The 26,126-nt window shown below is 69.6% G+C and carries 18 protein-coding genes; 12 read left to right on the top strand and 6 right to left on the bottom strand.

What is annotated here, in order from left to right:
- Nucleotides 1-71 precede the first annotated feature (71 nt).
- From QMG86_RS16710 to QMG86_RS16695, 4 genes are all read right to left on the bottom strand, one after another.
- Nucleotides 72-1,244 carry an aminoglycoside phosphotransferase family protein gene (locus tag QMG86_RS16710; RefSeq protein ID WP_281880653.1) on the bottom strand — a complete coding sequence of 391 codons (1,173 nt, stop codon included), beginning with the start codon at nucleotides 1,242-1,244 and terminating at the stop codon, nucleotides 72-74.
- Nucleotides 1,245-1,399: 155 nt separating this feature from the next.
- Nucleotides 1,400-2,071: a response regulator gene (locus QMG86_RS16705; protein ID WP_281880652.1), complete on the bottom strand. Its 672-nt coding sequence runs from the start codon at nucleotides 2,069-2,071 to the stop codon at nucleotides 1,400-1,402.
- On the bottom strand, nucleotides 2,068-3,174 hold the full coding sequence (locus QMG86_RS16700; protein ID WP_281880651.1) for a sensor histidine kinase: 1,107 nt from the start codon (nucleotides 3,172-3,174) through the stop codon (nucleotides 2,068-2,070). Before QMG86_RS16700 ends, QMG86_RS16705 begins: the two co-directional genes overlap by 4 nt.
- Before the next feature lie 51 nt (nucleotides 3,175-3,225).
- Complete coding sequence (locus QMG86_RS16695) at nucleotides 3,226-3,402, bottom strand: hypothetical protein (protein ID WP_281880650.1); 177 nt, start codon at nucleotides 3,400-3,402, stop codon at nucleotides 3,226-3,228.
- Here QMG86_RS16695 and QMG86_RS16690 point away from each other — a divergent pair.
- The 3 genes from QMG86_RS16690 (at nucleotide 3,391) to QMG86_RS16680 (ending at nucleotide 6,233) form a co-directional block, all read left to right on the top strand.
- Entirely contained in the window at nucleotides 3,391-3,798 is a 408-nt protein-coding gene (locus QMG86_RS16690; RefSeq protein ID WP_281880649.1) for a DUF6223 family protein, read from the top strand. The genes QMG86_RS16695 and QMG86_RS16690 overlap by 12 nt on opposite strands.
- 147 nt (nucleotides 3,799-3,945) lie before the next feature.
- Nucleotides 3,946-5,379, top strand: coding sequence for a glyceraldehyde-3-phosphate dehydrogenase (locus QMG86_RS16685; RefSeq protein WP_434085691.1), 1,434 nt, complete (start codon nucleotides 3,946-3,948; stop codon nucleotides 5,377-5,379).
- 92 nt (nucleotides 5,380-5,471) lie between these two features.
- Nucleotides 5,472-6,233, top strand: coding sequence for a dienelactone hydrolase family protein (locus QMG86_RS16680; RefSeq protein ID WP_281880647.1), 762 nt, complete (start codon nucleotides 5,472-5,474; stop codon nucleotides 6,231-6,233).
- A gap of 111 nt (nucleotides 6,234-6,344) precedes the next feature.
- Here QMG86_RS16680 and QMG86_RS16675 read toward each other — a convergent pair whose 3' ends face one another.
- Complete coding sequence (locus tag QMG86_RS16675) at nucleotides 6,345-11,810, bottom strand: ATP-binding protein (protein WP_281880646.1); 5,466 nt, start codon at nucleotides 11,808-11,810, stop codon at nucleotides 6,345-6,347.
- A 347-nt stretch (nucleotides 11,811-12,157) separates the two neighbouring features.
- Here QMG86_RS16675 and QMG86_RS16670 point away from each other — a divergent pair, with 347 nt between their 5' ends.
- Nucleotides 12,158-12,463 (top strand): hypothetical protein, encoded by a 306-nt coding sequence (locus tag QMG86_RS16670; RefSeq protein ID WP_281880645.1) that lies wholly within the window; start codon nucleotides 12,158-12,160, stop codon nucleotides 12,461-12,463.
- Nucleotides 12,464-12,573: 110 nt separating this feature from the next.
- On the opposite strand, the gene QMG86_RS16665 is transcribed toward QMG86_RS16670, so the two are convergent.
- Nucleotides 12,574-13,656, bottom strand: coding sequence for a fatty acid desaturase family protein (locus QMG86_RS16665; RefSeq protein ID WP_281880644.1), 1,083 nt, complete (start codon nucleotides 13,654-13,656; stop codon nucleotides 12,574-12,576).
- 230 nt (nucleotides 13,657-13,886) lie between these two features.
- Between QMG86_RS16665 and QMG86_RS16660 the strand changes: the two genes are divergently transcribed.
- The 8 genes from QMG86_RS16660 (at nucleotide 13,887) to QMG86_RS16625 (ending at nucleotide 25,997) form a co-directional block, all read left to right on the top strand.
- Nucleotides 13,887-14,342 (top strand): hypothetical protein, encoded by a 456-nt coding sequence (locus QMG86_RS16660; protein WP_281880643.1) that lies wholly within the window; start codon nucleotides 13,887-13,889, stop codon nucleotides 14,340-14,342.
- Entirely contained in the window at nucleotides 14,342-16,792 is a 2,451-nt protein-coding gene (locus tag QMG86_RS16655) for a M48 family metalloprotease (protein ID WP_281880641.1), read from the top strand. The genes QMG86_RS16660 and QMG86_RS16655 overlap by 1 nt, the downstream gene beginning before the upstream one ends.
- Before the next feature lie 375 nt (nucleotides 16,793-17,167).
- Nucleotides 17,168-18,553 (top strand): lytic murein transglycosylase, encoded by a 1,386-nt coding sequence (locus QMG86_RS16650; protein ID WP_350356399.1) that lies wholly within the window; start codon nucleotides 17,168-17,170, stop codon nucleotides 18,551-18,553.
- Nucleotides 18,554-19,303: 750 nt separating this feature from the next.
- Nucleotides 19,304-20,575, top strand: coding sequence for a DUF7159 family protein (locus QMG86_RS16645; RefSeq protein WP_281880638.1), 1,272 nt, complete (start codon nucleotides 19,304-19,306; stop codon nucleotides 20,573-20,575).
- A gap of 488 nt (nucleotides 20,576-21,063) precedes the next feature.
- Nucleotides 21,064-22,539: a serine/threonine-protein kinase gene (locus tag QMG86_RS16640; RefSeq protein ID WP_281880637.1), complete on the top strand. Its 1,476-nt coding sequence runs from the start codon at nucleotides 21,064-21,066 to the stop codon at nucleotides 22,537-22,539.
- Between the two features lie 18 nt (nucleotides 22,540-22,557).
- Nucleotides 22,558-24,057 (top strand): serine/threonine-protein kinase, encoded by a 1,500-nt coding sequence (locus tag QMG86_RS16635; RefSeq protein ID WP_281880636.1) that lies wholly within the window; start codon nucleotides 22,558-22,560, stop codon nucleotides 24,055-24,057.
- Nucleotides 24,058-24,310: 253 nt separating this feature from the next.
- Nucleotides 24,311-25,156 carry a helix-turn-helix transcriptional regulator gene (locus QMG86_RS16630; protein WP_281880635.1) on the top strand — a complete coding sequence of 282 codons (846 nt, stop codon included), beginning with the start codon at nucleotides 24,311-24,313 and terminating at the stop codon, nucleotides 25,154-25,156.
- Between the two features lie 76 nt (nucleotides 25,157-25,232).
- Nucleotides 25,233-25,997, top strand: a complete 765-nt coding sequence (locus QMG86_RS16625; RefSeq protein WP_281880633.1) for a glucose 1-dehydrogenase — start codon at nucleotides 25,233-25,235, stop codon at nucleotides 25,995-25,997.
- Nucleotides 25,998-26,126 lie beyond the last annotated feature (129 nt).

Here is a 26,126-nt window from a genome sequence, read left to right as displayed (position 1 = left end):
CGCCTCGCGGCACGCTGTCCGGGACGCGCGGCCGGACTGTTGCCCGGCCGCGCCGCCACGAGAATCCGGCGTCAGACGCCGAGGGCGTCCAACGAATCGTGGTCGTCGATAGCCGTGGTGATCCGCTTCAACAGCGTCAAGCACGTCTCCACGGGCTGCATCTTCGGTTGGTACGCCGCCCTGCCGATCGTGAACGCCCAAGCCGCGTAGGCGAACATCGACTGTTGCCGGTAGGCCAGCCATGCGTCGTCGAAGGAGGGCGCGTGACCGTCGAGGCTGCCGAGCTCGTCCAGGTAGGCCGCCAGCAGATCGCGGTCCCAGGCGCGTCGGTCCTCGGGCTCGCACCCCGAGTTGACGGTATAGGCGAAATCGTGCGCCCACCCGCCCCGCATGACCACCTGCCAGTCGACGAATCCCATTCGCCCGGAGCCGGTTCGGTAGGTCTGGCCGATGTGCGGGTCACCGTGCAGCAGGGTCTGGGGCAGTTCGCTCGTCGCTTTGTCGATCGCGCGCTCCACACCGGCCCACAGCCGCTCGGCCTGTCCGTGGAGGGTCGCAGGCACCACGTCCGCGGCGCGGCGCAGACCGACTTCGCAACGTTTTTTCATGTCGATGGCGGCAAGGTATGCCTGCAGCGCCTCGGTGGTCGTCTTGAGGTCGGCGATCGACGGATGGTTCCAGAAGGTGCGGTGCAGCCGGGCGAGGTTGCGGACCAGATCTTCGATCTGATCGCGGGCGATCGGGGCGTTCGGCTCGATGAACTGCGCACCGCGGGTCGCGGCGATGTCCTCCATGAGGGCGATCGATCGCCAGGACGCCGGGTCGGCGGCGCCCCAGTAGCCGAACGGAGCCTCGATGTCGGCCTGCGGGCGGAAGTCTCTGAAGAAGCGGGTTTCGCCGTCGATCATCTTCCCGCCACCCAGCAGAATGCGCTGCGAGAAGGCGGTCGTGGTCTTCGCGAACAGTTCGGTGGGCAAGCCCGCCTGCGTGCCGGCGTCGTTGTAGCCGACGCGAATCGCGACGCGAGTGGACGTTCCGCGGCTGCCGTTCGAGGTCTCGAACGAGACGACTTCGGCTCCGGGGACGTCGCGGCACAGGACGGCCGTCAGCCACCGCGGTGTGACGGTTTCACCGGACACCGGAACGTCCTCGACGTCCCGGGCTTTCGGCCGGATCAGCTTCTCGCCCAGGATGTGAGCGCCAACTGTGACCGACCGGCCGAGCAACCATAGCTTGTGGTTCATGAGCCTGCCTCGATTCCGGAGTACGACATGACCACCCGCGCAGCGGGATCACCGGTGCACGGGTCCGCAGGACAGTACCGCATGCCCTCGAAGCGGTTGGACCGCAAGAGGATTCCCGATGCGCGGCGACAACGAGCAGGTAGCCGATGCCGCGGTCAGAGCGGTCCGGAGCCGCGCGGGGTCACCAGGCCGGATTCGTAGGCGAAAACGACGAGTTGGGCGCGGTCGCGGGCGTGCAGCTTCGTCATGGCGCGATTGACGTGGGTTTTGGCGGTGAGCGGGCTGATCGTCATGCGGCCGGCGATCTGGTCGTTGGACAGACCCTGGGCGACCAGCACGACCGCTTCACGCTCGCGGTCGGTGAGTTCTCTCGATCCGGCGACGGCGCTGGTCTGCGGCGGCTGGGTGACGTAGCGGTCGATCAGCCTGCGGGTGATCGACGGTGCGAGCAGGGCGTCCCCGCGTGCGGCGACGCGTACGGCGTGCAGGAAGTCCTCCGGCTGGATGTCCTTGACGAGGAATCCAGCGGCCCCGGCTCGCAGCGCGTGGAAGACGTGTTCGTCCGAGCCGTAGTTGGTCAGGATGACGACGTGCACCCCGGCGAGCGCAGGGTCCGCGGCGATGCGCCGTGTCGCTTCGATACCGTCGGCGACCGGCATCCGGACATCGATGAGCGCGACGTCGGGCAGATGCTGTGCGGCCAGCGCCACCCCCTCGCGGCCGTCCGCGGCCTCGGCCACCACCTCGATGTCGTCCTCGGCGTCCAGCAGCGCACGGAATCCGCTGCGGATGAGCGGCTGGTCGTCGACGAGCAGCACACGAATCATGACGGTCGGTCCACGGGAAGTTCGGCGTGGACGGTGAACCCGCCCGCGCTGCGCGGCGACGCCCGCAGTCGCCCGCCGAGGGCGGTGACTCGTTCGTGCATGCCGAGCAGCCCGACGCCCGGCACCGCAGCGGCGCCGGGCGTGGCTTTCCCGTCGTCGTCGACCTGGATGACCAGCGCGTCGGGGCGGTAGCCGATCCGGACCGACGCCGTCGCCGCGCCCGCGTGCCGGGCGATGTTGGTCAGCGACTCCTGAACGATCCGGTAGGCCGTCCGGTCGACCGCCGTAGGCAGGGCCGGCCGTTGTCCCTCGACCGTCAGCGTGGCGTCCAATCCGGTCAGCCGGGAACGGTCCACCAGGTCCGGGACGTCATCGAGTCCGTGCCCGAGGGTTTCACCGTCGTCGCGCAGCGCCCGCAGCGTCGCCCGGAGTTCTCGCGCCGCCTCGCGACCGGCCTCGCGGATCGCGAGCAGGGCCTCCGGCGCCGGTTCCCCCCGCTTGTGCGCCAGATGAACGGCGACCTCCGCCTGCAGCTTGATCACCGAGATCTGATGGGTGAGCGAATCGTGCAGTTCCCGTGCGATGTGCAGTCGCTCTTCGCCGGCGCGCCGCCGCGCGGTCTCCTCGCGGGTGCGCTCGGCTTCGTCGGCCCGCCGTTCGGCTTGCCGCAGCGCTTCCCCCGCCGCACCGGCCGCGATCAGCCAGGCCAGTTCGAGGGCTCCTCTGGCTTGCGCGAACGCCGCGTCCACGTCGTGCAGGGAGGCCAGCGCCGCGAGCGGCAGACCCGCCAGCAAAATCACCGCTGACCCCGCCGCGATCATCCGATGTCCCGCCCGCACAGCGGCGTAGACGGCGAACAGATACGCGACCGCAGGCACGTCGAAACCGACAGCTTGGTAACCCAGCGCGCACGCCCCCGTGATGACCAGCACGGCGACCGGAGCCCATCGGCGCGCGGCCAGCGCCAGCCCGCCGCCGACCAGCGACGCGTAGCCCAGCGGGTCGAGATCCGTGGGTGAGTGCTGCCGGGACAGCCCGGTGGACAACAGGATCGCGGCCACGCCGACGGCAATCGCCCAGTCCGCGATCCGCTCCCTGCTCATGCGTGCACCCTAGCGGGATCCGCACGCCGAGGACTCCTACGCACGCATGATCTATCGCCTACCGCGTTCGCAGTACTCCGGCAGGCCGCCACGACGTCCGAGGTAGTCGGATACGACATCGGGGGCAGTACGAAATGTCTCCTTGCGCTGGACGACCCGGGCGGCTCCGACGGACATGATCGAGGCGAAGTCGGTATTCAGGAAAAGGAGCACCTCGTGTCCGTTCATCGTCCTCTCTCCGCCGCAGCCCTGCTCGCAGCGTTCGCACTCGTCAGCCCGGCGACCGCGCACGCATCGGCACAGCCGGCTGCCGCCGCGGTCACAACACTGAGCGCCGGTCGTCTCGCAGGCAGTGCAGCGGCATTGATCGCCGTGCTGGGGGTGGTGGTCGGTGCGCTGGCCGTGGCCCGCGTCGGTCGGTTCGGCACCCGGGCGAGTGACGCCGTCATCGCCGCCGTCGCCGGTCTGACCGGCATTGTCGTCGGCGGGTTCGTCGTGCTCACCGCCGACGGTGGTCTCGGCACCGGCAACGGTCTCGGCGGGGGCGTCGTGGCCATGACGGTCGGGCTGGTCGGCATGGTCCTCGGCGGCACGGCCCTGATCCGGTTCCGCCGCCCCAACTGACGCGACCTCACCGGTGGGTATCCGGCCTCGGTGATATCACGGCCCTCACTAGCATCGATTCGCGAGCAAATCGAGAAAATGCGAGGACGTGCGTTGGCTACCGAACACCTTGACCGCTGGAACGCCCAGGAAGCCGCCGCTGAGGCGATGATTCCCATCATCGGCACGTTGTATCGAAGGAAGGGCGTCACGATCCTGCTGCACAGCCGGTCGCTGGTGAACAAATCGGTGATCAGCATCCTGCGGACGCATCGTTTCGCGCGGCAGATCGAGGGCGAAGAGTTGTCGGTCGACGAGACCCTGCCCTTCCTGCAAGTGCTCAGCGAACTGGATCTCGGACCGTGCAAGATCGATCTCGGTCAGTTGGTCATGTCCTATCGCGCCGACGATCGCGGCCTCTCGATCCGCGAGTTCACCGCGGCCGTGCTGGCCGACGTGACCGACGGCAACAAAGCGCAGTCACCGGGCCCGAGAGACGTCGTGCTCTACGGCTTCGGCCGCATCGGTCGGCTGGTCACGCGCCTGCTCATCGAGAAGGCCGGGTCCGGCAACGGGCTGAACCTGCGTGCGGTCGTCGTGCGCAGGGGAGGGCCCGACGATCTGGCCAAGCGCGCGTCGCTGCTTCGCAGGGATTCGGTGCACGGCCACTTCAACGGCACGATCAAGGTCGACACCGGCAACGACACGATCACCGCGAACGGCAACGTGATCAAATTCATCTACAGCGACGATCCGACGACGATCGACTACACCGCGTACGGGATAACCGACGCGATCCTGATCGACAACACCGGTAAGTGGCGTGACCGTGAGGGGCTCGCGCAGCATCTGCGCCCCGGTATCGCGAAGGTGGTGCTCACCGCGCCCGGTAAGGGCGATGTCCCGAACATCGTGCACGGCGTCAACCACCGCGGCCTGGACCTGTCGCAGCGGATCTTCTCGTGCGCCTCGTGCACGACCAACGCGATCGTCCCGCCACTCAAGGCCATGGACGACGAATACGGCATCATCCGGGGCCACGTGGAGACGGTGCACTCGTTCACCAACGACCAGAACCTGCTGGACAACTATCACAAGGCGGACCGTCGCGGCCGTTCCGCGCCGTTCAATCTCGTGCTGACCGAGACCGGCGCAGCCTCCGCGGTGGCGAAGGCTCTGCCGGATCTGAAGGCCAAGATCACCGGCAACTCGATTCGCGTGCCCACCCCGGACGTATCGGTCGCGATCCTGAACCTGCAGCTCGAGCGCAAGACGACGAAGAGCGACGTGCTCGAGTACCTGCGTCGCGTTTCGCTCGCCGGGCCGTTGAGCCGAAACCTCGATTACACCGCCGCCACCGACGTGGTCTCCAGCGATTTCATCGGCTCGCGCGCGGCGTCGATCATCGATGCCAACGCCACGATCGTCGAGGACGACACCGCGATTCTGTATGTCTGGTACGACAACGAATTCGGTTACTCGTGCCAGGTGGTGCGGACGGTGCAGTACATCTCGGGCATCGAGTATCCGACCTACCCGCAGGTCGCGCGACTGGACGACGCGGCCGACTCCCGCGTGCTGACCGGGACCGACGCACGCTGATTCGCGCATCGTCCGTGCCCACCGGTGCGTGGGATCGGCCGACGCCGCATGCGGTAGGTTCGAAAAGCTCGACCCGACAGGAGGATTCATCGATGACCGCAGTGCACGGCATGTCGGTCGACGTCCCGACGCCCGATGGTGTCGCCGACGCGTATGTCGCCTACCCCGACGATGGCGCCGCCCATCCGGGAGTGCTGGTGATTCAGGACGGTTTCGGACTGCGACCCAGCCTGCGGTCGCTGGCCGATCGTATCGCCGCCCACGGCTACACCGTCCTGTTGCCGAATGCGTATTACCGGCACGGGCGTGCGCCGGTGATCGAGCTGCCGGACTTCATCGACCCGGCGGAGCGGCCGGAGATCTTCCAGCAGGTCTTCCCGATGATCCGCGAGCTCACACCGGAACTCCTGCGTTCGGATGCCGGCGCGTACCTCGACTGGCTGGCAGCGTCACCGCAGGTCACCGAGGGCAAAGTCGGCCTCACCGGCTACTGCATGGGGGCGCGGCTGGCGGTGCTGATCGCGGCCATGTTCCCCGGCCGAGTTGCGGCGGTGGCCGGATTCCATGGCGGGCCGCTGGTCACCGACACTCCGGACAGTCCGCACCTGACCGTCGGAAACATCACGGCGGAGCTGTATTTCGCCCATGCGGGCGAGGACCACCACATGACCGCGGAACACATCGCCCAGTTCGACAAGGCACTCGAGGCCGCGGGCGTCCGCCACCGCACCGAGGTCTACGAGGGAGCTCAGCACGGCTACACCCAGGCCGATACCTCCGCCCACGACCCCGAGGCCGCCGAGCGGCATTACCGCGAACTGCTGGCCCTGTTCGACCGCAATCTGCACCAGTAGCCGGGCGGCCCGCTACGTGGGCTGACAACGCTCATCGCCGACCGTGCGTCCGGCGAGTCCCCACGCAGAAGGTGGGGACTCGCCGGACGTGACGGACCGCGGCGGGGCGGATCACCCCGCCAGATGCGCCTCGATAGCCTCGATGATGCGCGGGCGCAGTTCGGAGGCGCGGATGACAGCGTCGACCGAACCGACCTCGACCGCCCGCCGGATATCGTGCACGCGGTCGAATTCCGCGGCCACATCGGCGAGCTTCTCCGTCCGGACCGAGGACCGGAGCTCGTCGAGTTCCGCGGTCAGGGACGCGCGCTCGGTGCCGGACGCGTTCGCGGCGCGCGCTTCCAGGTCCCGTACCCGCGGATCGGCCGCGGTGCGGGTGTCGACCTCACTGGCGAACACCACCGCGGCGGCCGGGGCGCCGCCGAGCACCGAGGCGAACGAGCCTTCCACCGCGAGCACCGTCATGTTCGGGTTCAGCGCCTTCGAGAACACCACGAACGCGCCGCCGTGGTACCGGGAGATCACGCAGAACACGATGGGGCCGCGGAAGTTGACGACCGCACGCCCGATCTCGGCGCCGTACTCGAGCTGCAGCTTCCGCATCGACTCGGGCGAGCCGTCGAAGCCGGACAGATTCGCCAGGACCACCAGCGGCCGATTGCCGCTGGCCGCGTTGATCGCCCGCGCGGCCTTCTTCGACGACCGCGGGAACAGCGTGCCCGCGGTGTAGGTGTCCGGGCCGTCGGTGGACGGGAAGCCGCGCCGCGGCACCCCCCGCGACTCGATGCCGAGCAGGCACACCGGGATGCCGCCGAGGTGCGCGTCCTGCACCACCGCGGTCTCGGCGTCGGCCATGCCCGCCCAGCGTTCCAGCACCGGGTGATCCTGGTCGGAGAGCGCCCGCATCACGGTCCGGATGTCGAACGGCTTCTTGCGATCCCGGTTCTTGGCGGCGGAGAAGATCTCGCCGACCGTCGTGAAGTCGCTGTCCGCCGCGACGTGCGGGAAGTCGGAGACGTCGCGATCGATCGGGTCGCTGGTCCGCGATCGCCGCGGCCCCTGCTCGCCGGGAGCGATGTAGGTGTGGTCGTAGTGCGACATCAGCACGTCCTGCGCGGCGGTCAGGTTCGGCGCCCAGTACTGCGCCTGGCCATTGGGACCCATCACCCGGTCGTAGCCACCGATGCCGAAGTTGTCCTCGGCCGACACGCCACCGGAGAAGTCGAGCGCCTGCTTGCCGGTGAGCACCATCGCGGAGTCCGGCGTCATCACCAGGATGCCCTTGGTGTGCATGAGCATCGTGGCCTCGGCGTTCCAGTACGGCTGCGCACCGACATTGATGCCCGCGACCACGATGTTGATCTCACCGCCGTCCTGGGTGAACTCGACGATGCGCTTGAGCGCCGCCGCCACCCAGTCCATGTTCTCCGTGCCGGACTTCATGGAGATGCGGGCGCCGGACGACAGCGCGTACCACTCCAGCGGCACCTGCATGCGTTCGGCGAGGTCCAGCGCGGCGATCACGCGGCGGCACTCGGGTTCCGACAGCGCGCCCAGCGACTTCGTCGGATCACCGAGCAGCACCACCCGGGTGACACCCTCCGGATGCCGCTCGGTCGGCGTGGTGACCACGCCCGCGACGATCGCCGCGGTGTTGCGCCCCTTGGGCCGGTCGACCGGCACCAGTGTGTGGTCGTCATCGAGGTCGTACTCGGCGAAATCACCGAGCCGCGCGGTCAATTCGTAGGGGTACACCGTGTTGCGGCTGCTGGCCCGCAGCACCTTCTGCCGGTACTCGTCCAGCGGCTCGACCGGCTCGTCGGACGGCTCGCCGACACTCACCTCGGGGGCGCCGGTGGCGCCGAAGGAGATGCGCACGGCGATCTTGGTCAGCTCGCCGGTCTGCGGGTCCCGCTGCCGCGCGATGAGCAGGATCTCCTCCAGCCCGGCGCCCGCGGCGGTCGGCAGCACGTGCCCGCCGAGCATCTCCAGCTCGGCGCGGGTGACGTCGATCGGCGGCCAGATGTACATCACGATGCGGTTGGTGTTGAAGCGTTTCGCCGACGGTCGCCGCGACTGTGCCCGGCGGATCGAGTCCACGCAGGTGGCGATGGTGCTTTCCGCCGTGGGCAGCGCGAGCAGCCTGCCGTCGTGCTCGCGCAAGGCCGCGAGGTCGCGCACCTGGGCGAACGCGATGAGGCGGTCGTCGGCGGGGTTCTCCTTCGCGACGCACCGGAACAGGTAGACCTCCTCGTCGTCCGATGACGGCAGCCGGGTGAGGTCGAACTTGCGCAGTCGCTCCATCTGCATCCGCTGCGCGATGTAGGGGTGCAGGCCGCGGATCAGCCGCTCCTCGACCATGCCGGTGGCCGACGGGCGGAAGGTGAAGTGGTGGTGCATCACCGCGCCGCCGCTGCCCGCGACCGTGGCGGTGATGCGGTGCACCTGATTCGGCCACTGGCGGGTGCCGATGATCTCGTGCAGCTCCGCCGCCATCGCGTCGAAGTCGCCGGGCTGCTTCTCCCAGCTGAGATAGATGTCGGCGTCGATGGACACGGCGCCGGCGGCCAGCTCGGCGAGCCCGCGCAGTGCGGTGTCGAGCGCGTCGAAGCGCACCGCGGTGGACACCAGGCTCGAGCCGCCCCGCTCGGCGATCACGAACGTGCAGCCGCCCTCCTCATGGGTGCGAACGTCGGTGAGGCCCTTGTTGCCGTAGTACCGGCGGGTGAGCACCTCCAGCATGACCGTGTGGTCCGGGTAGCCGCGTTCCAGGCGCTGGCCGAGCAGTCGCACCAGCGGTTCGGTGCTGCGCACCATGTCGGAGATGCGCTCGGCCCGATCCGGGGCGCCCGGGTTCGCGTCCAGATGCCGCAGGTGCCTGCGGACGTTGGTGTAGACGCGGGCCCGATTGCGCCGCAGCAACGGCTGGCCGTACCAGGCGAACACCAGACCGCGGGTGAGGTCGGCGATGACGGGGAAACGCACCTGCGTCGTGGCCACGAGCCGCTCCAGCACGAGACCGACGGGCTCGCGCAGCGCCCGGTCCGGCACCGGCTCCTGCAGCCACTCGCGCAGCAGTGTGGTGATGACCTCGACGGTGTCGGACGGGCGTTGCTGGGCGAGGAAGATCCGGAAGACCGCGGCTTCGAGGTCGGGGGTGCGCTCCAGATCGGTGACCCCGTAGTGCTCGAGCGCCTTTGCGAGTTTGGTCCGATACGACTCCGGCAGCCCGGCCCGCTCCACGTCGAGGCTCTGCAGGTAGGTGTGGAAGTATTCGCGGGCGCTGTGCACGTGGCCTTGGCCACCGTCCTCGTCCCACGACCAGTTGTGGGTCAGTTCGGCGAGGTCGGCGAACACCTGCACGAGCTCGAGTTCCTCGGCCAGCGGCCTGCGGTTGTCCGCGATGGCGGCCCGGCGTGCGGTGAGGTAATCGTCGAGCACCCGGCGCTCGTCGTGCGGGTCGACGTCGAAGCCGAGCAGCAGACTGCGCAAGTCCTGCTGACCGCGGGCGGTGCGCTCGTGCGGCTGGGTGTGCGCGGGCTCGCCGGGCAGGTCCAGCTCCACGGACTCGGTCACCGCGGTGTCCTCGGCCTCGTCGTCCTCGGCGAGCGGCTCCAGCCGCAGCAGCGGCGCACCGGTCTCCACCTGGGTGCCGACGGAGACACTGCACTCCTTCAACCGAGCGCGGAACGGCGCGCGCAGCACCGTCTCCATCTTCATGCTCTCCAGCACGAGCACCGGCGCACCCGCCTCGACTTCGGCGCCGACTTCCAGCGGTGTCGCGACGACCAGCGCGGGAGCGGGGGAGCGGACCACACCGCCCTCGTCGCGGCTGATCCGGTGGGTCACGCCGTCGACGTCGATCAGGTGGATCGGCCCGTGGGTGCCGGTGGTCAAGCGGTAGCGGGTGCCATTGACCACGATGTGCCCGGTGTGCCGATCGAAGCGCTCGAGATCGACGTCGGCGGTGCGGAGATCACCGCCCGCCTCGATCCCGATCCGGAACCGATGGGCGCCGATGCGCGCGACGCGCACGCGGTAGCCCGCGCCGCGCAGCTTCAAGTCGAGCGGCCTGCCGCTCTCGTGCTGCACCTGAGGACGTCCGCCGGAGGCCGTGGAAAGCAACCGGTGCCGCTGGACGCGCTCTTCCTCCTCGTAGGCATCGATGGCGGCGGCGGCCAGCGCGACGGCCGAGTGGCGGTGCGAGACCAGTCTGCCCTCGCCGCGGACGCGGTCGATCCAGCCGGTGTCGGCGCTGGCGTCGATCACCTCGGGCTGATTGAGCAGGTCGAGCACGAAACTCTTGTTCGTCGCGCCGCCCTCGATGACCACCCTGGTCTGTGCCACCGCCCGGCGCAGCCTGCCCAGCGCTTCGTCACGGTCACGGCCGTAGGCGATGATCTTGGCGATCATCGAGTCGAAGTCGGCGGGAATCGTGTCGCCCTCGCTGACGCCGGTGTCGACGCGGATGCCCGGGCCGGCCGGCAGGTCGAGGCGCGCGATGCGGCCCGGGGCGGGCGCGAAGTCGCGGTCGGGATCCTCGGCGTTGAGCCGGGCCTCGATGGCGTGCCCGCGCTCGGCCGGGGGTTCGCCCTCGAGCTTCCCTCCGGAAGCCACCAGCAACTGGGCGCGGACGAGGTCGAAACCGGTCGTGTACTCGGTGATCGGGTGCTCCACCTGCAGGCGGGTGTTGACCTCGAGAAACGCGAACAGCTCGTCACCGGGGTGGTAGAGGAACTCGACGGTCGCCGCCCCGCGATAGCCCACCGCGATCGCCAGCCGCTCGGCCGAGGCTTTGAGCTCGGCGGCCTGCTCCGGGCGCAGCACCGGCGACGCGGACTCCTCGATGATCTTCTGATTGCGCCGCTGCACCGAGCAGTCCCGGACGCCCAGCGCCCACGCGGTCCCCTGGCCGTCGGCGATGACCTGGACCTCGACGTGCCGGGCGCCGGTGACCAGCCGTTCCAGGAAGACCACGCCACTGCCGAAGGCCCGGGCGGCCTCCTGCCGGGTGCGCTCGTAGGCGTCGACGAGTTCGGCCTCGTTCGTGATCACCCGGATACCGCGCCCGCCGCCGCCCGCGGTGGCCTTGAGCATCAGCGGGTAGCCGATCTCGGCGGCCGACGCCAGCGCGGCGTCCACGGTCTCGACCGGGCCGCGGCTCCAGGGTGCGACCGGCACCCCGACCTCCTCGGCGATCAGCTTGGCGCCGATCTTGTCGCCGAGCTTGCGCATGGCCTCCGGGCTGGGACCGATGAAGGTGACGCCGATCTGTTCGCACAGCTCCGCGAACGCCGGGTCCTCCGCGACGAAGCCCCAGCCGACCCAGGCGGCATCCGCGCCGGTGGAGACCAGCGCGCGTTCGAGCGCCTTGAGGTCCAGGTACGGGCGCTCGGAGGCCGGTCCCAGGTCATAGGCGATATCGGCTTCCCGCACGAACGTCGCGCTGCGGTCCACATCGGTGTGCAGCGCGACGGTTTCGATCGGCAGCGCGGTCTCCGCAGCCAGATCTCGGACGGCGTGGATGAGGCGCATGGCGGCCTCTCCTCGGTTCACGATGGCTATGCGGCTGAACACTCGCCGGTTCCTTCCTCTCCTCAGCAGTGGCCCGATCGGGCGAGGCTTGTGAGCCCCGGTCTCGCGTAGTGTGCACCTTTATCCCAGATATCTACATAGCGTGCGGGTGTTACCCGCACGTAGAGTTCGAAAAGCGTCGCTCGAGGCGTCCATGGGCGGCCGCATATCCGGATGATCACAGCCGTCGGCATTCCGCGCCCGGCCCCGCGACCCCTGCGTATCGTTCCACTCGCAGTGTGCACGTTCTCTCCTGAGCAACCACGCAGTTTCTGCTCGCGACCGCTCGGACAGCCCGTCCGGGACGGTGACCGATTCAGACCGCACGGAACCAGGACAAGGAGATCGTCATGAATGCCACACGCCTCGTTCGTCTCGGCCTTCCCCCCTTCCTCGCCGCCGCGGCGGCGCTGTTGTTCTGCCCGCCGACCGTCTCCGCGCAGGAGATGTGGAGCTACAACTGTTCGTCCCATTCGCCGGTATGGGAGGGCAGGGTAAGCGCCATGGACTGCACGGCAGCCAATGGCGCGCCGATGAGCGGAGAGATCACGCAGCCGTTCGTGGTGAACGGCGGCGAGGTCGTGAGCTGCACGTCCGGATGGGCTCACCTGCCCGACTTGATGGCCAAGGAATGCGGACCGGTGCCGACGCAATAGCGGATCGAGCGGTCGGAAAATGGGCCTTGCCGACACCGGCAAGGCCCATTGTCGTCCGGCCGTCGGGATCACCGGGTGCCGCATGCTTCCCCCGGCTGCGGTAGCCAGGCTCAGCCGCCACGTCGCTGTTCAGCTGCCGCACTGCCGGCTACGGCAGCAGGCAGCGGGCGGGCGAGCCGGCCGACGGTGTCGAGGTGGTGCAGTGCTCGGCGGTAGGAGTCGAGGAGGCTGGTCTCGCAGTAGGGCAGCTCGAGCTCGACGCAGAACTGTTCGACCATCGGCTTGGCCCGGCGCAGGTTGGGTCGCGGCATGGACGGGAACAGGTGGTGCTCGATCTGGTAGTTCAACCCGCCGAGGGCGGCGTCGACGAGTCGGCCGCCGCGGACGTTGCGGGAGGTGAGCACTTGACGGCGGAGGAAGTCGACCGATGAGCCTTCGGCCAGCACTTCCATCCCCTTGTGGTTGGGTGCGAAGGTGCAGCCCATGTAGAACCCGAACAGGCCCTGCTGCACAGCGATGAAGACGACCGCTTTACCGGGCGGCAAGACCAGCAAGACCGCGGCGAGGTACCCGGCGGCGTGCGCGGCCAACAGCGCAGCCTCCCAGCCGCGGTGGGGGATCTTCCAGCGCAGCACCGCACGCACACTCGCGAAGTGCAGACTGCCGGCCTCGAGCAACAGCATCGGAAAGAACAGCCAGGCTTGATAGCGGAAGATCACCCGCCGGAAACCTCTGCCGGTCCGCGCTCGATCGCCGGAATGGGCCAGCACCCCCATCACGTCGGGGTCGGAACCCTCGGTGTTGGGGTGTGCGTGGTGGCGATTGTGATTGCTGACCCACCAGCCGATGCTCACCCCGATACCGAGATTGCCCGCGATCACACCGTACCAATAATTGGCCCGCCGACCGGCGAAGATCTGCCGGTGCCCGGCGTCATGCCCGAGGAAGGCGATCTGCGCGAACACCACCGCCAAGAACGCGGCGACGCCCAGTTGCCACCACGAGTTGCCGATGACGAGGAACGCCGCCCACCCGGCCACGTACGCCCCCACGGTGACCGCGCTCTTCCAGAGGTAATACCGCGACTGCCGATCCAGCAGCCCGGCATGGCGCACTCGGCGCAACAACACCGCGTACTCGCTGCCGCGCGCCGGTCGGTCGCCGCTGGTGCCCGCGGTCGCGGATCTCGCCACCATCCGGCCGGTAGAACTGTCGATTAGCACGAGTCGCCCACTCATCCTGTTGTCGCTGTTGGTCTTCGAGCTCGGACTGCCGTCCCCCACACCCCTCGTCGACGACGCAGGCTATCGGAAGTCGCCGCGTGGAGACTCTCCTGCCGCGAGAACAGCGTGCCACGAGGATCGGGTACTGCCGTCGTGCAGAATGGTTCTCGACCAACAGCCGACGCCGAGGGGGTAGTGCGTTGAGTATCGCGGATGCGGAACCGATCGACGTCGTGGCGGTGTCGCGGTCGGTCGTCGCCGAGCACGCGCCGGAGGAGTTGCCGTTGTTCGACGCCACCGCCGCGGCGTACGCGGCGCGCAGGCGTGGCCCGAGTCCCGACGAGTTGCTCGGCTTCGGGGTCGGTGCGGTGGAGGCGGTCGTGACGGTCGCGGTGCTGGCCGCCACCAAGGGCGCGGTGGACGCGCTGCTGGAATATTCCGGCAAACGCACCGCGCGCGGTCTGCGCAGCCGGCTGCCATGGCGGCGGCGTCGCGAAGCGGTGCCGTCGGAGCCCCTGACCGCCGAGCAGCTCAACACCACCCGGGACGCCGCGCGGCGCGCGATCCTCGCCTACGGGATGACCGATCAGCAGGCGAATCTGTTGGCGGGCGCGATCATCGGCGAGCTGGCCGCGCCGGAGGATCCGCCGCGCTGATGCGGCCCGCCCCGGAAGCGTTCGGTTCCGGTACGACCCTGCGTTTCGCGGTACTGGCTCTCGCCGCCGCGGCGACCATGTGGAACTGCTGGCAGGTGATCGCGGGCGCCGTGCTCGGCACGCCGTACCGGCTCGCGACCGAGCAGTGCGTCCGTGCGCTGGTCACCGCCCTCGGCGGGGCGGAGGCGGAGATCGATAGCGCCGTGCAGGCCGCCCCGGCCGACGGCGCCACCTTCGCCGCGACGGTCGGGTCCTGCTCCAGCCGGGTCGGCGCGACCGCGGCGCTGATCGCGATGCTCGCCGTCGTCGTGCTGGGAGTCTGCACGGCGCTGGCCTACTGGCTGTGGCCGTCACGGCATATCCGGTGGCGCAGGTTGATCGCGTTCCCCGTCGGCGAATTCCCCACGCTGGCCTCGAAACTGACCTCTCTGGCCGCGGACACCGACGTGCGGTTCCTGCTCGATCCGGTCGACTACCGCGTCGGTGGCCGGGCCTTCGGCCGGTACGGGCGGCGCTATATCGTCCTGAGCCGCGGTCTCGTGCGGCGATGGCAGCGCGGGGCCGACGACGGCGCGGTGGACGCGGTGGTCTCACACGAATTGGCCCACATCCGCAATCGCGATCTCGATCCCGCCTATGTCGCCGTCTGGACGTGGCGGCTGCTGGTGCTGCTCGGTGGCATCCCGTTCGGTTGCTGGATGCTGGTCGAACTCGTGACCGGAGATCGGGGTAGCGTCCTCGTCTACGGCTGGCGCATCGTCGCGTTGCTGGGATCGACGCTCGTGATACGCAACGGACTGCTGCGGGCGCGCGAGTACTACGCCGATCTGCGGGCCGGGCGGAAGTTCCCGGTCGAGCTCCGCAGACAGCTCGGTGATCCGCCAGAGTCGACCTGGTATTCCGGCCTGCGAGCCGGATTCGGCCTGCATCCGTCTGCCGCGAGCAGGCGGCGAATGCTGGACGAACCCGGCAGACTGCTCGCCCCGAGATCGCTTTCCCTGGTCGTCATCGGATCGAGCGCCATGCTCGCCTACGACCTGGTCGATGCGGTGACCGCGGTGGCCCGGCTGCGCACACCGATCGCCCCGCTGGTGGGGATGACACTGACCACACTGGTGGCGACCGCCGGTCTCGCGCAGGCGGCGCTGCGCACCGCGTTGTGGGTCCGTGTGCAACCCGACAACCTGGAAATGCGGAGGACCGGAACCCATATCTGGCTGGTAGCGATCGCCGACGGCCTGGCTCTGGCGGTGGGTTTGGCGCTGGGACGGGTGCTGGCATTGGACCCGGTAGCGCACGGCTCCATCGGCCATACGTGGTCCTCGACCACGGAATTTCTATCCCAGTGGGTTTACGTCACGGCCGTGTGCTGCGTCGCGGTGAGTGCCTGTCTCCACGTGGCGGCACGCAGCTGGTTGCCGGTCGTCGCGACGGTGGACCGGCCCCGGGTCGCCGTCGCCGCCCTCGCGGTAGGCGCGGCCGTGCTCATGCTGCCCTGGTTGCCGTCGTTGCTCTGGGCCTACTTCCTCTATGCGCGATTGCCGTTGGCGGACTCCGGCATACCGAGCTGGGTGACCGAGGAGCTGATGCGGCGGCACCAGCCTCCGCCGTGGTCGTTCGGCTGGGGACTGGTCGCGCTCGTCGCGCTCACGGTGCTGCTGGTGGCGCCGCGACTGCGGCGGGTGAACCGGAACCGGGAGACGCGGCCCTGGGCGGGATCGCCGGAAGAGAAGTGGCCACAGCCGCCGACGGGCCTTCGAGCCACTGTGGGAGCGGGCGCGTTCGCGGCCTTCTTGTTGGTGGACAGCTTGGGCCGGTACGGGTTCCATACCGCTGCTTGGCCGGGCGCCGACATCACGTCGATGGCACTGATGGCCTCGTCTCCGGCCGACCGCGCGATTGTGCCGAACAATGCGGATGTCCGCAATTGGCGGCTGTGCCATTCGTTCGGGACGCTGCGTTCCGGGGTCTGGTTCGACTGCCTGGTCTACGGCCCTGATCCGCATCACGAAGGCTGTCGCACGCAACTCTTCTCGTGCGCCCCGACCGTGCATGTCAGACCTGGTGACCTGGTGACTCGTGTGGTGCCGCCGGAGGGCTACCGGCCGAAGATCGGTGAGTCGGTGATGTTCGACGGCACCCGGGCGGGTTGGGCCGCTGTGGATTCGGAGTATCGAATCGCCCTGGTGATCGCGGTGGAAGGCGACCGCATCACCTGCGCGGGCGCCGGAGCACCGATCCTGGTCGACGGGAAGCCGCCCGTCGACGGCGGAGTCCTGTATCCGGCCCATCCGATCGGGCAGGAAGCTTTCGACCGAACCGTTCCCGAGGGCGGAATGTGGGTGCTCGGTCCTGGATTGCGGCCGCAGGACGGCTCCGACCGCCATCTCGACGAGGGCGGCGGCGTGGTTCCGGCCTCGTCGGTGCTGCTCTACTTCGCGAAGAAATAGCCCGCACGTCCGAAAGATGACGTGCGTCAAGGAAACCCGCAGGTCGTCATCGGAGACAGCGACGGGCGAAACGGGCACGGGCGGATGGCGGCGTGGGCCGGTACCCTGGATTCAGGGTTGTCGCGAGAAGTGTTAAGTTACTGCGAGTTTCCCTGATCTGACCCGCGATGTCCTCGGTATTGTGTACCGTATGTTATCGCAGGTTCGCTCCTGCCGGAGCGTGCAGGGGCCGAATGTGCGGCCCCGCAGAAGGACTCCGTTGTCCCGTGCGGATGCATCCGTCCCGAGACGCGGACGACGTCGAGGATTGGGTGTGGCCGAATGCGTGTATCTGCTCCGATAACGGTCTCGGCTTTGGTTGTTGCTGGTGCGGTGGTGAGTGGTTCGGGGGTGCAGGCGTCGGTGCCACCGTCGGCGTCACGGGCGCCAGAAGTACTGGCGGCGGCGAACAAAGGTGTGGAGAGCGAACAATCGCGGGTGGTGGGGTTGTTGCCGGTGGCGGCGGAGGGTCCGCGACGGTTGCGGGCGGTGACGCCGGGGGTGGCGCCGTTTGCGGGTGTGGTTCCTTTGCAAGAGGTTTCGCTACCTGGTGTGGGCGGTGCGTTGGGGATTCCCGAGGTGGTGTTGGCGGCGTATCGGAACGCGGAGTTGGCGTTGGCGTCCTCGACGCCGGGGTGTGGGTTGTCGTGGAGTTTGCTGGCGGGGATCGGGCGGATCGAGTCGGGGCACGCCCGTGGTGGGCGCACGGATGCGGCGGGGACGACGGTGGCGCCGATCTTCGGTCCGGCGTTGGATGGGAGTCTGCCGGGTAACGAGGTGATCAAGGCGGCGGACGGGGGGTATGTGCGGGCGTTGGGCCCGATGCAGTTCCTGCCCGGCACGTGGAGTGCCTACGGGGCGGATGGGAACGGGGACGGGGTGGCCGATCCGCACAATGTGTTCGATGCGGCGTTGGCGGCCGGGAAGTACCTGTGTTCGGGGGGTCTGGATCTGCGGGATGGGTCGCAGGAGTTGCGGGCGGTGTTGCGGTACAACAACTCGATGGCGTACGCGGCCAATGTGCTGAGTTGGTCGGCGGCGTATCGGACGGGTGGTTCGCCGACGCAGGTGCGGATCTCGCCGGATCTGGTGGCGCCGGGCACGCTCTCGCCGGTGGGTCCTGGTTCGGAGATGACGGCGGTGACCACGGCGGTGCCCGCGCCGGTCGAGTCACCGCGCGTGCCCGTGCCGCAGCAGCAAGCGCCGACGCAGGTGATGATCACGATCCCCGGCCTGCCACCGATTCCGTGCGGAATCTTCTGCCCGCCGCCACCGCCGGTGAATCCTTGTGTCGCGCAGCCCGTTCCCGCACCGATGCCGCAACCGGGGCAGCCCGGCATCGCGCGCATCCCGCTCGCGCCGGGGCAACCCTATGGCGCGGCGCCCGGGCAGCTACCGAACCCCGGCGCGAACAGCCCCGCCGGGTCCGGCGATCCAGGCAGCGGCGCTGGACCCGCCGACGCCCGCGTGGCCGAGTGCGCGCAACCCGAGACGGACGCCGCCACCGGCCCGGCAGCCGGCGCCCCGGAGCGGTACGCCGAACCGCGCAACCCCGAACCGCGCGACGCCGAACCGGCCGTCACCACGCCGCAAGCGCCGGAACCCGAGCCCGAACCAGTACCCGACGCCGTCCCCACGCCGACGCCTCAGCCCGGGATCACCCTGCCGTTCGGCATCGTCATCCCGCTCCCGGCCCCACCGCCACCGCCTCCCGCGGGCTGACCCATCGCGCCGGTAAACCGGGTCTCGCCTTCGGGCTGCTGTTTCGGCGTAGGGGCGGACCGAGGGTGGCGCATGTACAGGCTGGACTGCGGAGCCGCGACACCGACCACAGTCCCACCGGAGTCGCGGGCATAGTGGTGCAACTTTCCGGAAGGACCATCCGGGTGCAGTGTGGCCGCCCGGAGCCCCGGCACGGGGGTGGCCGGTCCGGTCCTCCAGGACCTACGATCCGGCCGACGAATGCACACCGCTCACCACCGCGCAGACCCGAAAGCGGCGGCACGGTCCCGGTGTCTGGGCCGCTCGCCGCCGCCCACACCGCGGCGTCGACCGGGTAACAGCAGCGGCATCCGATTCCGGGGCATTCGCGGCCGACCGCGGAAGGTCGCCGAGATTGTCGGAGCCGATGGCGCCGGGACCTTCGCCGGTCGTCGCACGGTGGCGATGAGTCCTTCGTCGAGATTGTTCCCGCATCCCGCCCGACGCGGCATCGAAGCCGTATCCGGACCGCGGGAACAGACGTATTCTGATCGTTAGCTAACACGTGGCATCTACCAGCGGCGCCGAGGAGGCCAGGTACCTCGGAGCACGCCCGCACCTACCGGTCAGGGCTTGCCCTCGTGGTCTTCGACAGCGTCATCTCGTGCGGCGGGCGTTCGGCGAGCGTGTGACCCGGATCCGAACCCGGGCCGATCGTCGGCGGCCGCGGTGACGAATCCCGTCCGAGACCGGTCGAGCAGAGGTGATCTCATGAGGGCCACAGTCGGAATATCAGCTGAACAGGCCGTGGTGCGTGGCGTGATGCTCACGTCGACGGCGCCACGGGGTACCCGGCCGGAAGTGCTGCGGGACATCGCGCAGCCGGTCGAGCGCTCGACCGCCGCCGCGGTGGCCGCCGCGCTCGACGCGTTGACGGACGAGGCCGGAACCGACGCCGAAATCGACGACGTAGCCGTGGCCTACCGAACGGTGGCCGAGCGGCGAGCTATCGTTTCGCAACTGTCATCGGTGTCGTGGCGATCATCGTCGCTCGTCTCGACGAAAACGGCACTGCTGGCGCTGCTGCAGGACTTCCCGGGCTTGGCGCGGTACGACACCCTGCTGGTCTTGGAGGTCGTCGGATACCACACGTCCTATCTCGTCACCGGCCCGGATCGCCACCAGATCCGCACCTCCGGCGCGTGGTCGTCCGGTGTCGTCGACGCCGATACCGCGGAGCTGGCGATCGGCCGGATCCGTCCCGCGCTGGCGGCGGCCGAGCTGTCGCCGGATGCTGTGGTTCTCTGTGGCTCCTCGGCGGGAAACCCGGACGTCGTGGCCGCGGTGCGGCGCGGGCTCGCCGTACCGGTCATCGTGGCGCCCGACCCTGCGGACGCTGCCGCCTACGGCGCGGCCTTGGTCGCCGCGGCTCCGTTCCGGAGCGCATCGGCGGCACCGGCGGCGTCGGATCGCCGACATCCGGGCCGCGTGATCCTGGCCGGGGCGGCCGCGGCCGCAGTGCTGGGCGGAGCCGCGATCGCGGTCGCGCAGGCACGGGAGGGTCGCCCGGCCGACGTCGAGGGCCGCGGCCCCGTGGAAGCGCCGATCTCCGCCGCGCAGCCCGTCGTCCCCAATCCGGCGGAGGCTCCGCCGGTCGCCGCGGGCGAGCAGGCTCCGATCGCCGTACTGCCCGGCCCGGCTGCCCTTCCCGAGCCGTATCCGGGACCGCCCGTGCCGCCTGCGCCTGCGCCGTACCCCGTCGACGACCAGGCTCGATCGCCGGCCGCGGAACCCCTGCCGCCGCCGCCTCCGGCCCCACCGCAGTTCGAGCCGCAACCACCACCGGAGCGGCACCGGCCGCCCACCACCACGTATTCGCCCGAACCGCCCGGCCCGTCCCCGACCACGGCCGCAGTTCCGGACGACACCTACCTCTTCCCGGGCGAAGCTCCGCCGCCGCCGTGGAACGCCGACCCCGCGGCCGTACAGGCGTGGTGGGACAACCACTGGAAACTGAAGGAGAGCTGGCTGCACGGCCGCTGACACCGGCTCGGCATCGCCCGCGGCGAGTCCGCATACCGGGTCCGGTACACCCGTGCCGCGCCCGTCCGTGCACCCCGCCTGCGTCGGCGAGCATATGAACGGCACTCCCACCACGGCGCCGTGCATGGCGTCGCCGTCGGCCACGCACCGGTGGCCCAGCCGGCGTGCATCGGAGCGCCGGCACGGACGGCGGGCGGATTCGTGCCAACCCGTTCGACCGCGACGGCGCACAGCTGTACCGATCCGGGGACGTGGGCCGGTGGCGGAGGTCGGCGAGCGGGCTGGAGTTGGTGGATGGCGGCGGTGCTGAGGCCGATGTCGCTGCACAGGGAAAGTCGCTCCGTCCGTCTTCGGCCGCTCGACGCGCGCTCGAGCTCGACGCGGTGATCCGTGGTCTGGCCTCGGCCGCGCGTGCGCGGTGGAAGTGGGCTCGCTGGGTACCTGGGCGATCGACCGGTATCCTCCTCGGTCAGGGAGGAGGACGGGCCGTGTCTGTGCAGCCGGGTGAGGTCTTCGCTGGTTATCGCATCGTGCGCCGGATCGGCGCGGGCGGTATGGGCGCGGTGTACCTGGCCGAGCATCCGCGGTTGCCGCGGCGCGACGCGCTGAAGATCCTCGATCCTGATCTGGGTGCGGACGTTGAGTTCCGGGCTCGCTTCGAGCGCGAGGCCGAACTGGCGGCCCGGCTGGAGCATCCGAATGTCGTGTCCATCTACGACCGGGGCGCCGAGGGCGAGGTGCTGTGGATCGCCATGCGGTACGTCGACGGCGTGGACGCCGCGGAGCTGGTGCGCCGCGGTCCGGCCGTGCTGACCGCTCGGCGCGCGGTACGGATCATCGCCGCCGCGGCTCGCGGGCTGGACGCCGCACATCGCGGGGGGTTGTTGCATCGCGACGTGAAGCCCGCGAACATCCTGGTGTCGACGGCCGACGACGGATCCGACGCGGTGCGCATCACCGATTTCGGTATCGCGCGATCGCTGGACGCGAGCGCGTCGCTGACCACCACGGGATCGGTGCTGGCCAGCTGGGCCTACGCCGCGCCCGAACAACTGACCGGCGCTCCGCTCGACCATCGCGCCGACGTCTACTCCCTCGGCTGCACCCTGTACGAAATGCTGACCGGCACAGTACCTTTCGGTCCCCGTACCCCAGCGGCAAGCCTGCAGGCGCACTTGTACGAACCGCCGCCGCGCCCGTCACGGGCGAACCCGGCGCTGCCCCCGGCCGTCGACGAGGTGGTCGCCAGGGCCATGGCGAAGAATCCCGCCGCCAGGTACGACAGCTGCGGGGAGCTCGCGGCCGCGGCGATCCGCGCGCTCGAGCCTCAGCCTGTCCCGCCCGCTCCTGCCCTGCGCCCACCGCCTCCGCGCGCGAGGACCGGACGGCCGGCGTTGCTCGCTGGGGCGGTGGCATTGGTCGTCGTCGCCTCCTCGGCGGTGATCCTGCTGCGCACCGGCGAACGATCCGGCGGGCATCCGACCGCCGCGCCCACGTCCACCGCGTCGCAGCCCACCACCACCACTGCGCCCGCTACCGCCGCGGCCGCATCGGCCTGGGGACCCGCCGCCTACATCGTCGAGACGTTTCCGAACCTGCTGCCCGCCGATCCCGAAGGCGTGGGCTACCAGGGCATGCGCTGCGCCCTCAACGACGACCGCGGCGCCTGGTTGCACTGTCCCGCCGCCACCGACGAGGGGATCAACGTCAATATTCGCTGCGACCCGTCCCGGCGTCCGCTGACCTATACCTCCGATACCCTCGGCCGCGCCGACCTGCGCGAACAACCATGGAGCCGGTCGTCGGGCACGGGCACCGTCCGCTGGGCCACCGACCGGCTGGCCGGTTTCGGACTGCTGGACGTGGCGTTCACCGACCACCGGAGCTTCTGCGTCGTCAGCGCCTCCGGCGGCGCCGGGGGCCAGGATGTGTACGACAGATGGTGGAGCGGTGCGCCGATCTGAGCCGGGGACGGGATGGGCATGAAGCTGCGGTCGGGCTCGGTGTTCGCCGGGTACCGGATCGAGCGCACGCTCGGCACGGGTGGCATGGGGACGGTGTATCTGGCGCGTCATCCGCGGCTGCCGCGTTCGGTCGCGCTGAAGGTGCTGGACCCGTCGGCCGGCGCCGACGCCGAATTCCGCGCCCGGTTCCGGCGCGAAGCCGAACTGGCCGCGCGGCTGGATCATCCGAACATCGTGGAGATCTACGACCGCGGCAGCGAGGACGACCAGCTGTGGATGTCGATGCGGTACGTGGCCGGTTCGGATGTGGCACGGCTGCTCGGGCACCACGCGGGTGCGCTGCCGCCGCGCCGGGCGGTGGATATCCTCGCCCAAGCCGCCGCAGGACTCGACGCCGCTCATCGGCGCGGCCTGCTGCACCGGGACGTCAAACCGGCCAACTTGCTGGTCACCGCCGGAGACGACGGGCGCGACCACGTCTTCGTCACCGATTTCGGCATCGCGCGCAGCCGCGACGACACCAGTGGGCTGACCGCCGCCGGAGCCCTGATCGCGACGCTCGGGTACGTGGCCCCCGAACAGATCCGGGGCGAGCCGCTCGACCATCGCTGCGACGTGTACGCCCTCGGCGCGACGTTCTACCAGATGCTCACCGGCAGTATGCCGTTCGCGCGCACGACACCCGCGGCGGTGCTGCGCGCGCACCTGGCCGAACCGCCACCGCGGCCCTCGGCGACCGACCCGGCCCTGCCCGCCGCGCTGGACGACGTGATCGCCACCGCGATGGCGAAACGTCCCGCGGACCGCTACGACAGTTGCCGCGCACTGGCCGCCGCTGCGGCAGCGGCGCTCGCGCCGCCGCGCCCACAGCCTGCCGTGCCCCCGCAGCCCGCACCGGCGGCGCGGAAATCTCCACGCGCACTGGTGATCGCGGCCGCCGTGCTGGTGCCGCTGCTCGCGCTCGCCGGTGCGCTGCTCCTGCGGGCGGGGACCGTTCCCGGAGTGGCGACGCCCAACAGTGCGAGTCCGTCTACCACACCCGCTGCCACGACGGTGCCCGCGAGCACCACCACGGCGGTCACCACGTCTGCCTGGGGGCGCAATGCCGAACTCGTCGCGTTGTTCCCCGGCCTGCTACCGGCGACACCCGATGGCGTCGGATATCAGGGCGCCCGCTGCACCGATATCGACGTGGTCAACAACGGCGGAGCTCCTGCGGTCGAATGCCACCAGGACAACGGCATCCACTGGTATGTATGGTCTTTCCGGCGCGGTGACCCGCGACGGGACTCGACGTTCGAGACCGACATCGACAACGACACCACCCGCCAGGACACCTGGCGCAGGTCGTCCGGATCCGGGCGGGTGCGTTGGAGCCACTACCCGGGCGGAAACACCGGACTGCTCACGGCCGGTTTCGACGACCCGGCGCGAGCGTGGGTCGTCGTGGACGTGTCCTGGGACCACCACACCGGCCAGGACCTCTTCGACCAGTGGTGGCAGTCGGCGCCGCTGTGAGCCGCGTTCGACGCCCGCCCGCGTTCGACGCCCAGCGCCCGTTGCGTGTCGGTCGACTGGTGTCGCGGCGGAATCCTCCCACCGCGACGAGGGCTCGTCGGGCATGTTGCACGCCGACTTCGCCCTCATGGACGCACTGCGCCTATCGAGCGACGCCGCGCGGTGAGCGTCGCCGAGGTCGCGATGCGGCCCGGCAGTGACCGGTGCGACGGCCGGAGCCCCGCCCCGGGCAGTTCGCTTGTTACCGTGGCTTATGACCAGCGAAGCCGTGCCGCGACGCCGCGAGTTGTTACGTGACTTTCTGCGCGCCAGGCGGGCGCGGCTGAGTCCGGAGGACGTCGGTATTCCGGCGACGGGCCGGCGGCGCACGCCTGGATTGCGACGGGAAGAGGTCGCCGTGCTGGCCGGGGTCGGCGTCTCCTGGTACACCTGGCTGGAGCAGGGGCGCGTCATCACCGTCTCCGACGAGGTGCTCGATGCGATCGCCCGAGTCCTGCTGCTGAGCGAACCGGAACGGATCCATCTGTACCTGCTGGCAGGACTCAATCCGCCTCCTCTCGAGTGCGCGCCGGGAACAGCCGTCACGCCCGAGGTGCAGCAGTTGATCGATGCCTGGGACGGGCGGCCAGCGGTGCTGCGCGACCGGTACTGGAATGTACTGACCTTCAACGAGACCGCGCGGGTGGTGTTCGGCTACGGCGACGGCGAACACAATTGCCTGCTCACCTATTTCACCAATCCGCGTTATCGCGCCATGGACGAGATATGGGCGGAGAACGCACCGGCCATCGTTGCCGCTTATCGGGCAAGCGCAGCCATTTGTCCTGGTGACGCCGATTTCCGCAAAGTGGTGGACGATCTCCGGTCGGTGAGCGCGGAATTCGCCGAACTCTGGGAGCGGCAGGAAGTCGGAGTGCCGGCGCAGGCGGTGAACGCACTGCGTCATCCCGACCTCGGTGAATTGTTCTTCGACGCGACGACGCTGACGGTCGCCGACCATCCCGAATGGCAACTGGTGCTGTACAACCCGCGGCCGGAGACCGCCACCGCGCAGCGCCTGGAGCGGCTGCACCGCCTGCGCGTCGCCTCGCCCGCCTGACGTCGCAAGGTGGTGGTGCCACACCCACCATAAATGCGCACTGTTTGTTCCGGGGCAGCGTCGGCACGCTGGAGCCATGACGCACGACAGTTCCCGATACCACGGCAAGATCGCACTCATCACCGGTGGCACCAGCGGCATGGGCCTGGCCACCGCGCATCGGCTCATCGCCGAAGGAGCGCGGGTGATCGTCACCGGGCGCGACAAGGCCCGGCTCGACGCGGCGGTCGGCGAACTCGGCGATCGGGCACTCGGAATTGCCGGTGACGCAGCCGATCTCACCGATCTGGAAACCTTGGCCACAACTGTCCGCGAGCGGTTCGGCCGGCTGGACGTGGTGTTCGCGAACGCGGGCATCGGCGCGTTCCAGACCCTCGACGAGGTCACCGAAGGTGAGTTCTACCGAGTCCTCGACACCAATCTCAAGGCCGCGTTCTTCACCATCCAGAAGACGCTGCCCCTCCTGCCGGACGGCGCGGCGATCGTCATCAACGCATCCTTTGCCGCGTACCGCGGCGCACCCGCCGCAGCCCTGTACACCGCGAGCAAAGCCGCGGTGCAGAGTCTGGCCCGCACCTTCGCCGCCGATCTGACGCCCCGGCGCATCCGCGTCAACTCCGTGAGCCCTGGGTACATCGACACCCCGGCCTTCCAAGCCGAAGCATCCGCCGAGGTCAAGTCCGCGATCGCCACCACGGTCGCCGCCGGCCGGGTCGGAACCCCGGAGGACGTCGCGGCGGCGGTCGCCTTCCTCGCGTCGGACGAAGCGTCCTACATCAACGGGCAGGACATCCTCGTCGACGGCGGACTGATCTCGGTCATCCCGGCAGCGATGCTGTAGCCGACTCGACTCCACACTCCGCATCACTCACCTCGATGGCACACCGTACGACCTGCTGCTCGACGCGTTCCCGGATCTGGAGCCGGCGGTGCCGGTCGAAGAACTCGTCCGGCGTCCGGGACCTTTCCA

It is taken from the genome of Nocardia sputorum (assembly GCF_027924405.1).
GTDB classification, from domain to species: Bacteria; Actinomycetota; Actinomycetes; order Mycobacteriales; family Mycobacteriaceae; genus Nocardia; species Nocardia sputorum.
This window is presented reverse-complemented; position numbering and strand designations above follow the sequence as displayed.

What these genes read in the sequence shown, in the direction of transcription:
- QMG86_RS16630 (WP_281880635.1), top strand. Translation starts at nt 24,311, where the DNA reads ATGACCAGCGAAGCCGTGCCGCGACGCCGCGAGTTGTTACGTGACTTT.
- QMG86_RS16710 (WP_281880653.1), bottom strand. Translation starts at nt 1,244, where the DNA reads ATGAACCACAAGCTATGGTTGCTCGGCCGGTCGGTCACAGTTGGCGCT.
- QMG86_RS16695 (WP_281880650.1), bottom strand. Translation starts at nt 3,402, where the DNA reads ATGAACGGACACGAGGTGCTCCTTTTCCTGAATACCGACTTCGCCTCG.
- QMG86_RS16705 (WP_281880652.1), bottom strand. Translation starts at nt 2,071, where the DNA reads ATGATTCGTGTGCTGCTCGTCGACGACCAGCCGCTCATCCGCAGCGGA.
- QMG86_RS16625 (WP_281880633.1), top strand. Translation starts at nt 25,233, where the DNA reads ATGACGCACGACAGTTCCCGATACCACGGCAAGATCGCACTCATCACC.
- QMG86_RS16670 (WP_281880645.1), top strand. Translation starts at nt 12,158, where the DNA reads ATGAATGCCACACGCCTCGTTCGTCTCGGCCTTCCCCCCTTCCTCGCC.
- QMG86_RS16680 (WP_281880647.1), top strand. Translation starts at nt 5,472, where the DNA reads ATGACCGCAGTGCACGGCATGTCGGTCGACGTCCCGACGCCCGATGGT.
- QMG86_RS16645 (WP_281880638.1), top strand. Translation starts at nt 19,304, where the DNA reads ATGAGGGCCACAGTCGGAATATCAGCTGAACAGGCCGTGGTGCGTGGC.
- QMG86_RS16635 (WP_281880636.1), top strand. Translation starts at nt 22,558, where the DNA reads ATGAAGCTGCGGTCGGGCTCGGTGTTCGCCGGGTACCGGATCGAGCGC.
- QMG86_RS16700 (WP_281880651.1), bottom strand. Translation starts at nt 3,174, where the DNA reads ATGAGCAGGGAGCGGATCGCGGACTGGGCGATTGCCGTCGGCGTGGCC.
- QMG86_RS16685 (WP_434085691.1), top strand. Translation starts at nt 3,946, where the DNA reads ATGATTCCCATCATCGGCACGTTGTATCGAAGGAAGGGCGTCACGATC.
- QMG86_RS16655 (WP_281880641.1), top strand. Translation starts at nt 14,342, where the DNA reads ATGCGGCCCGCCCCGGAAGCGTTCGGTTCCGGTACGACCCTGCGTTTC.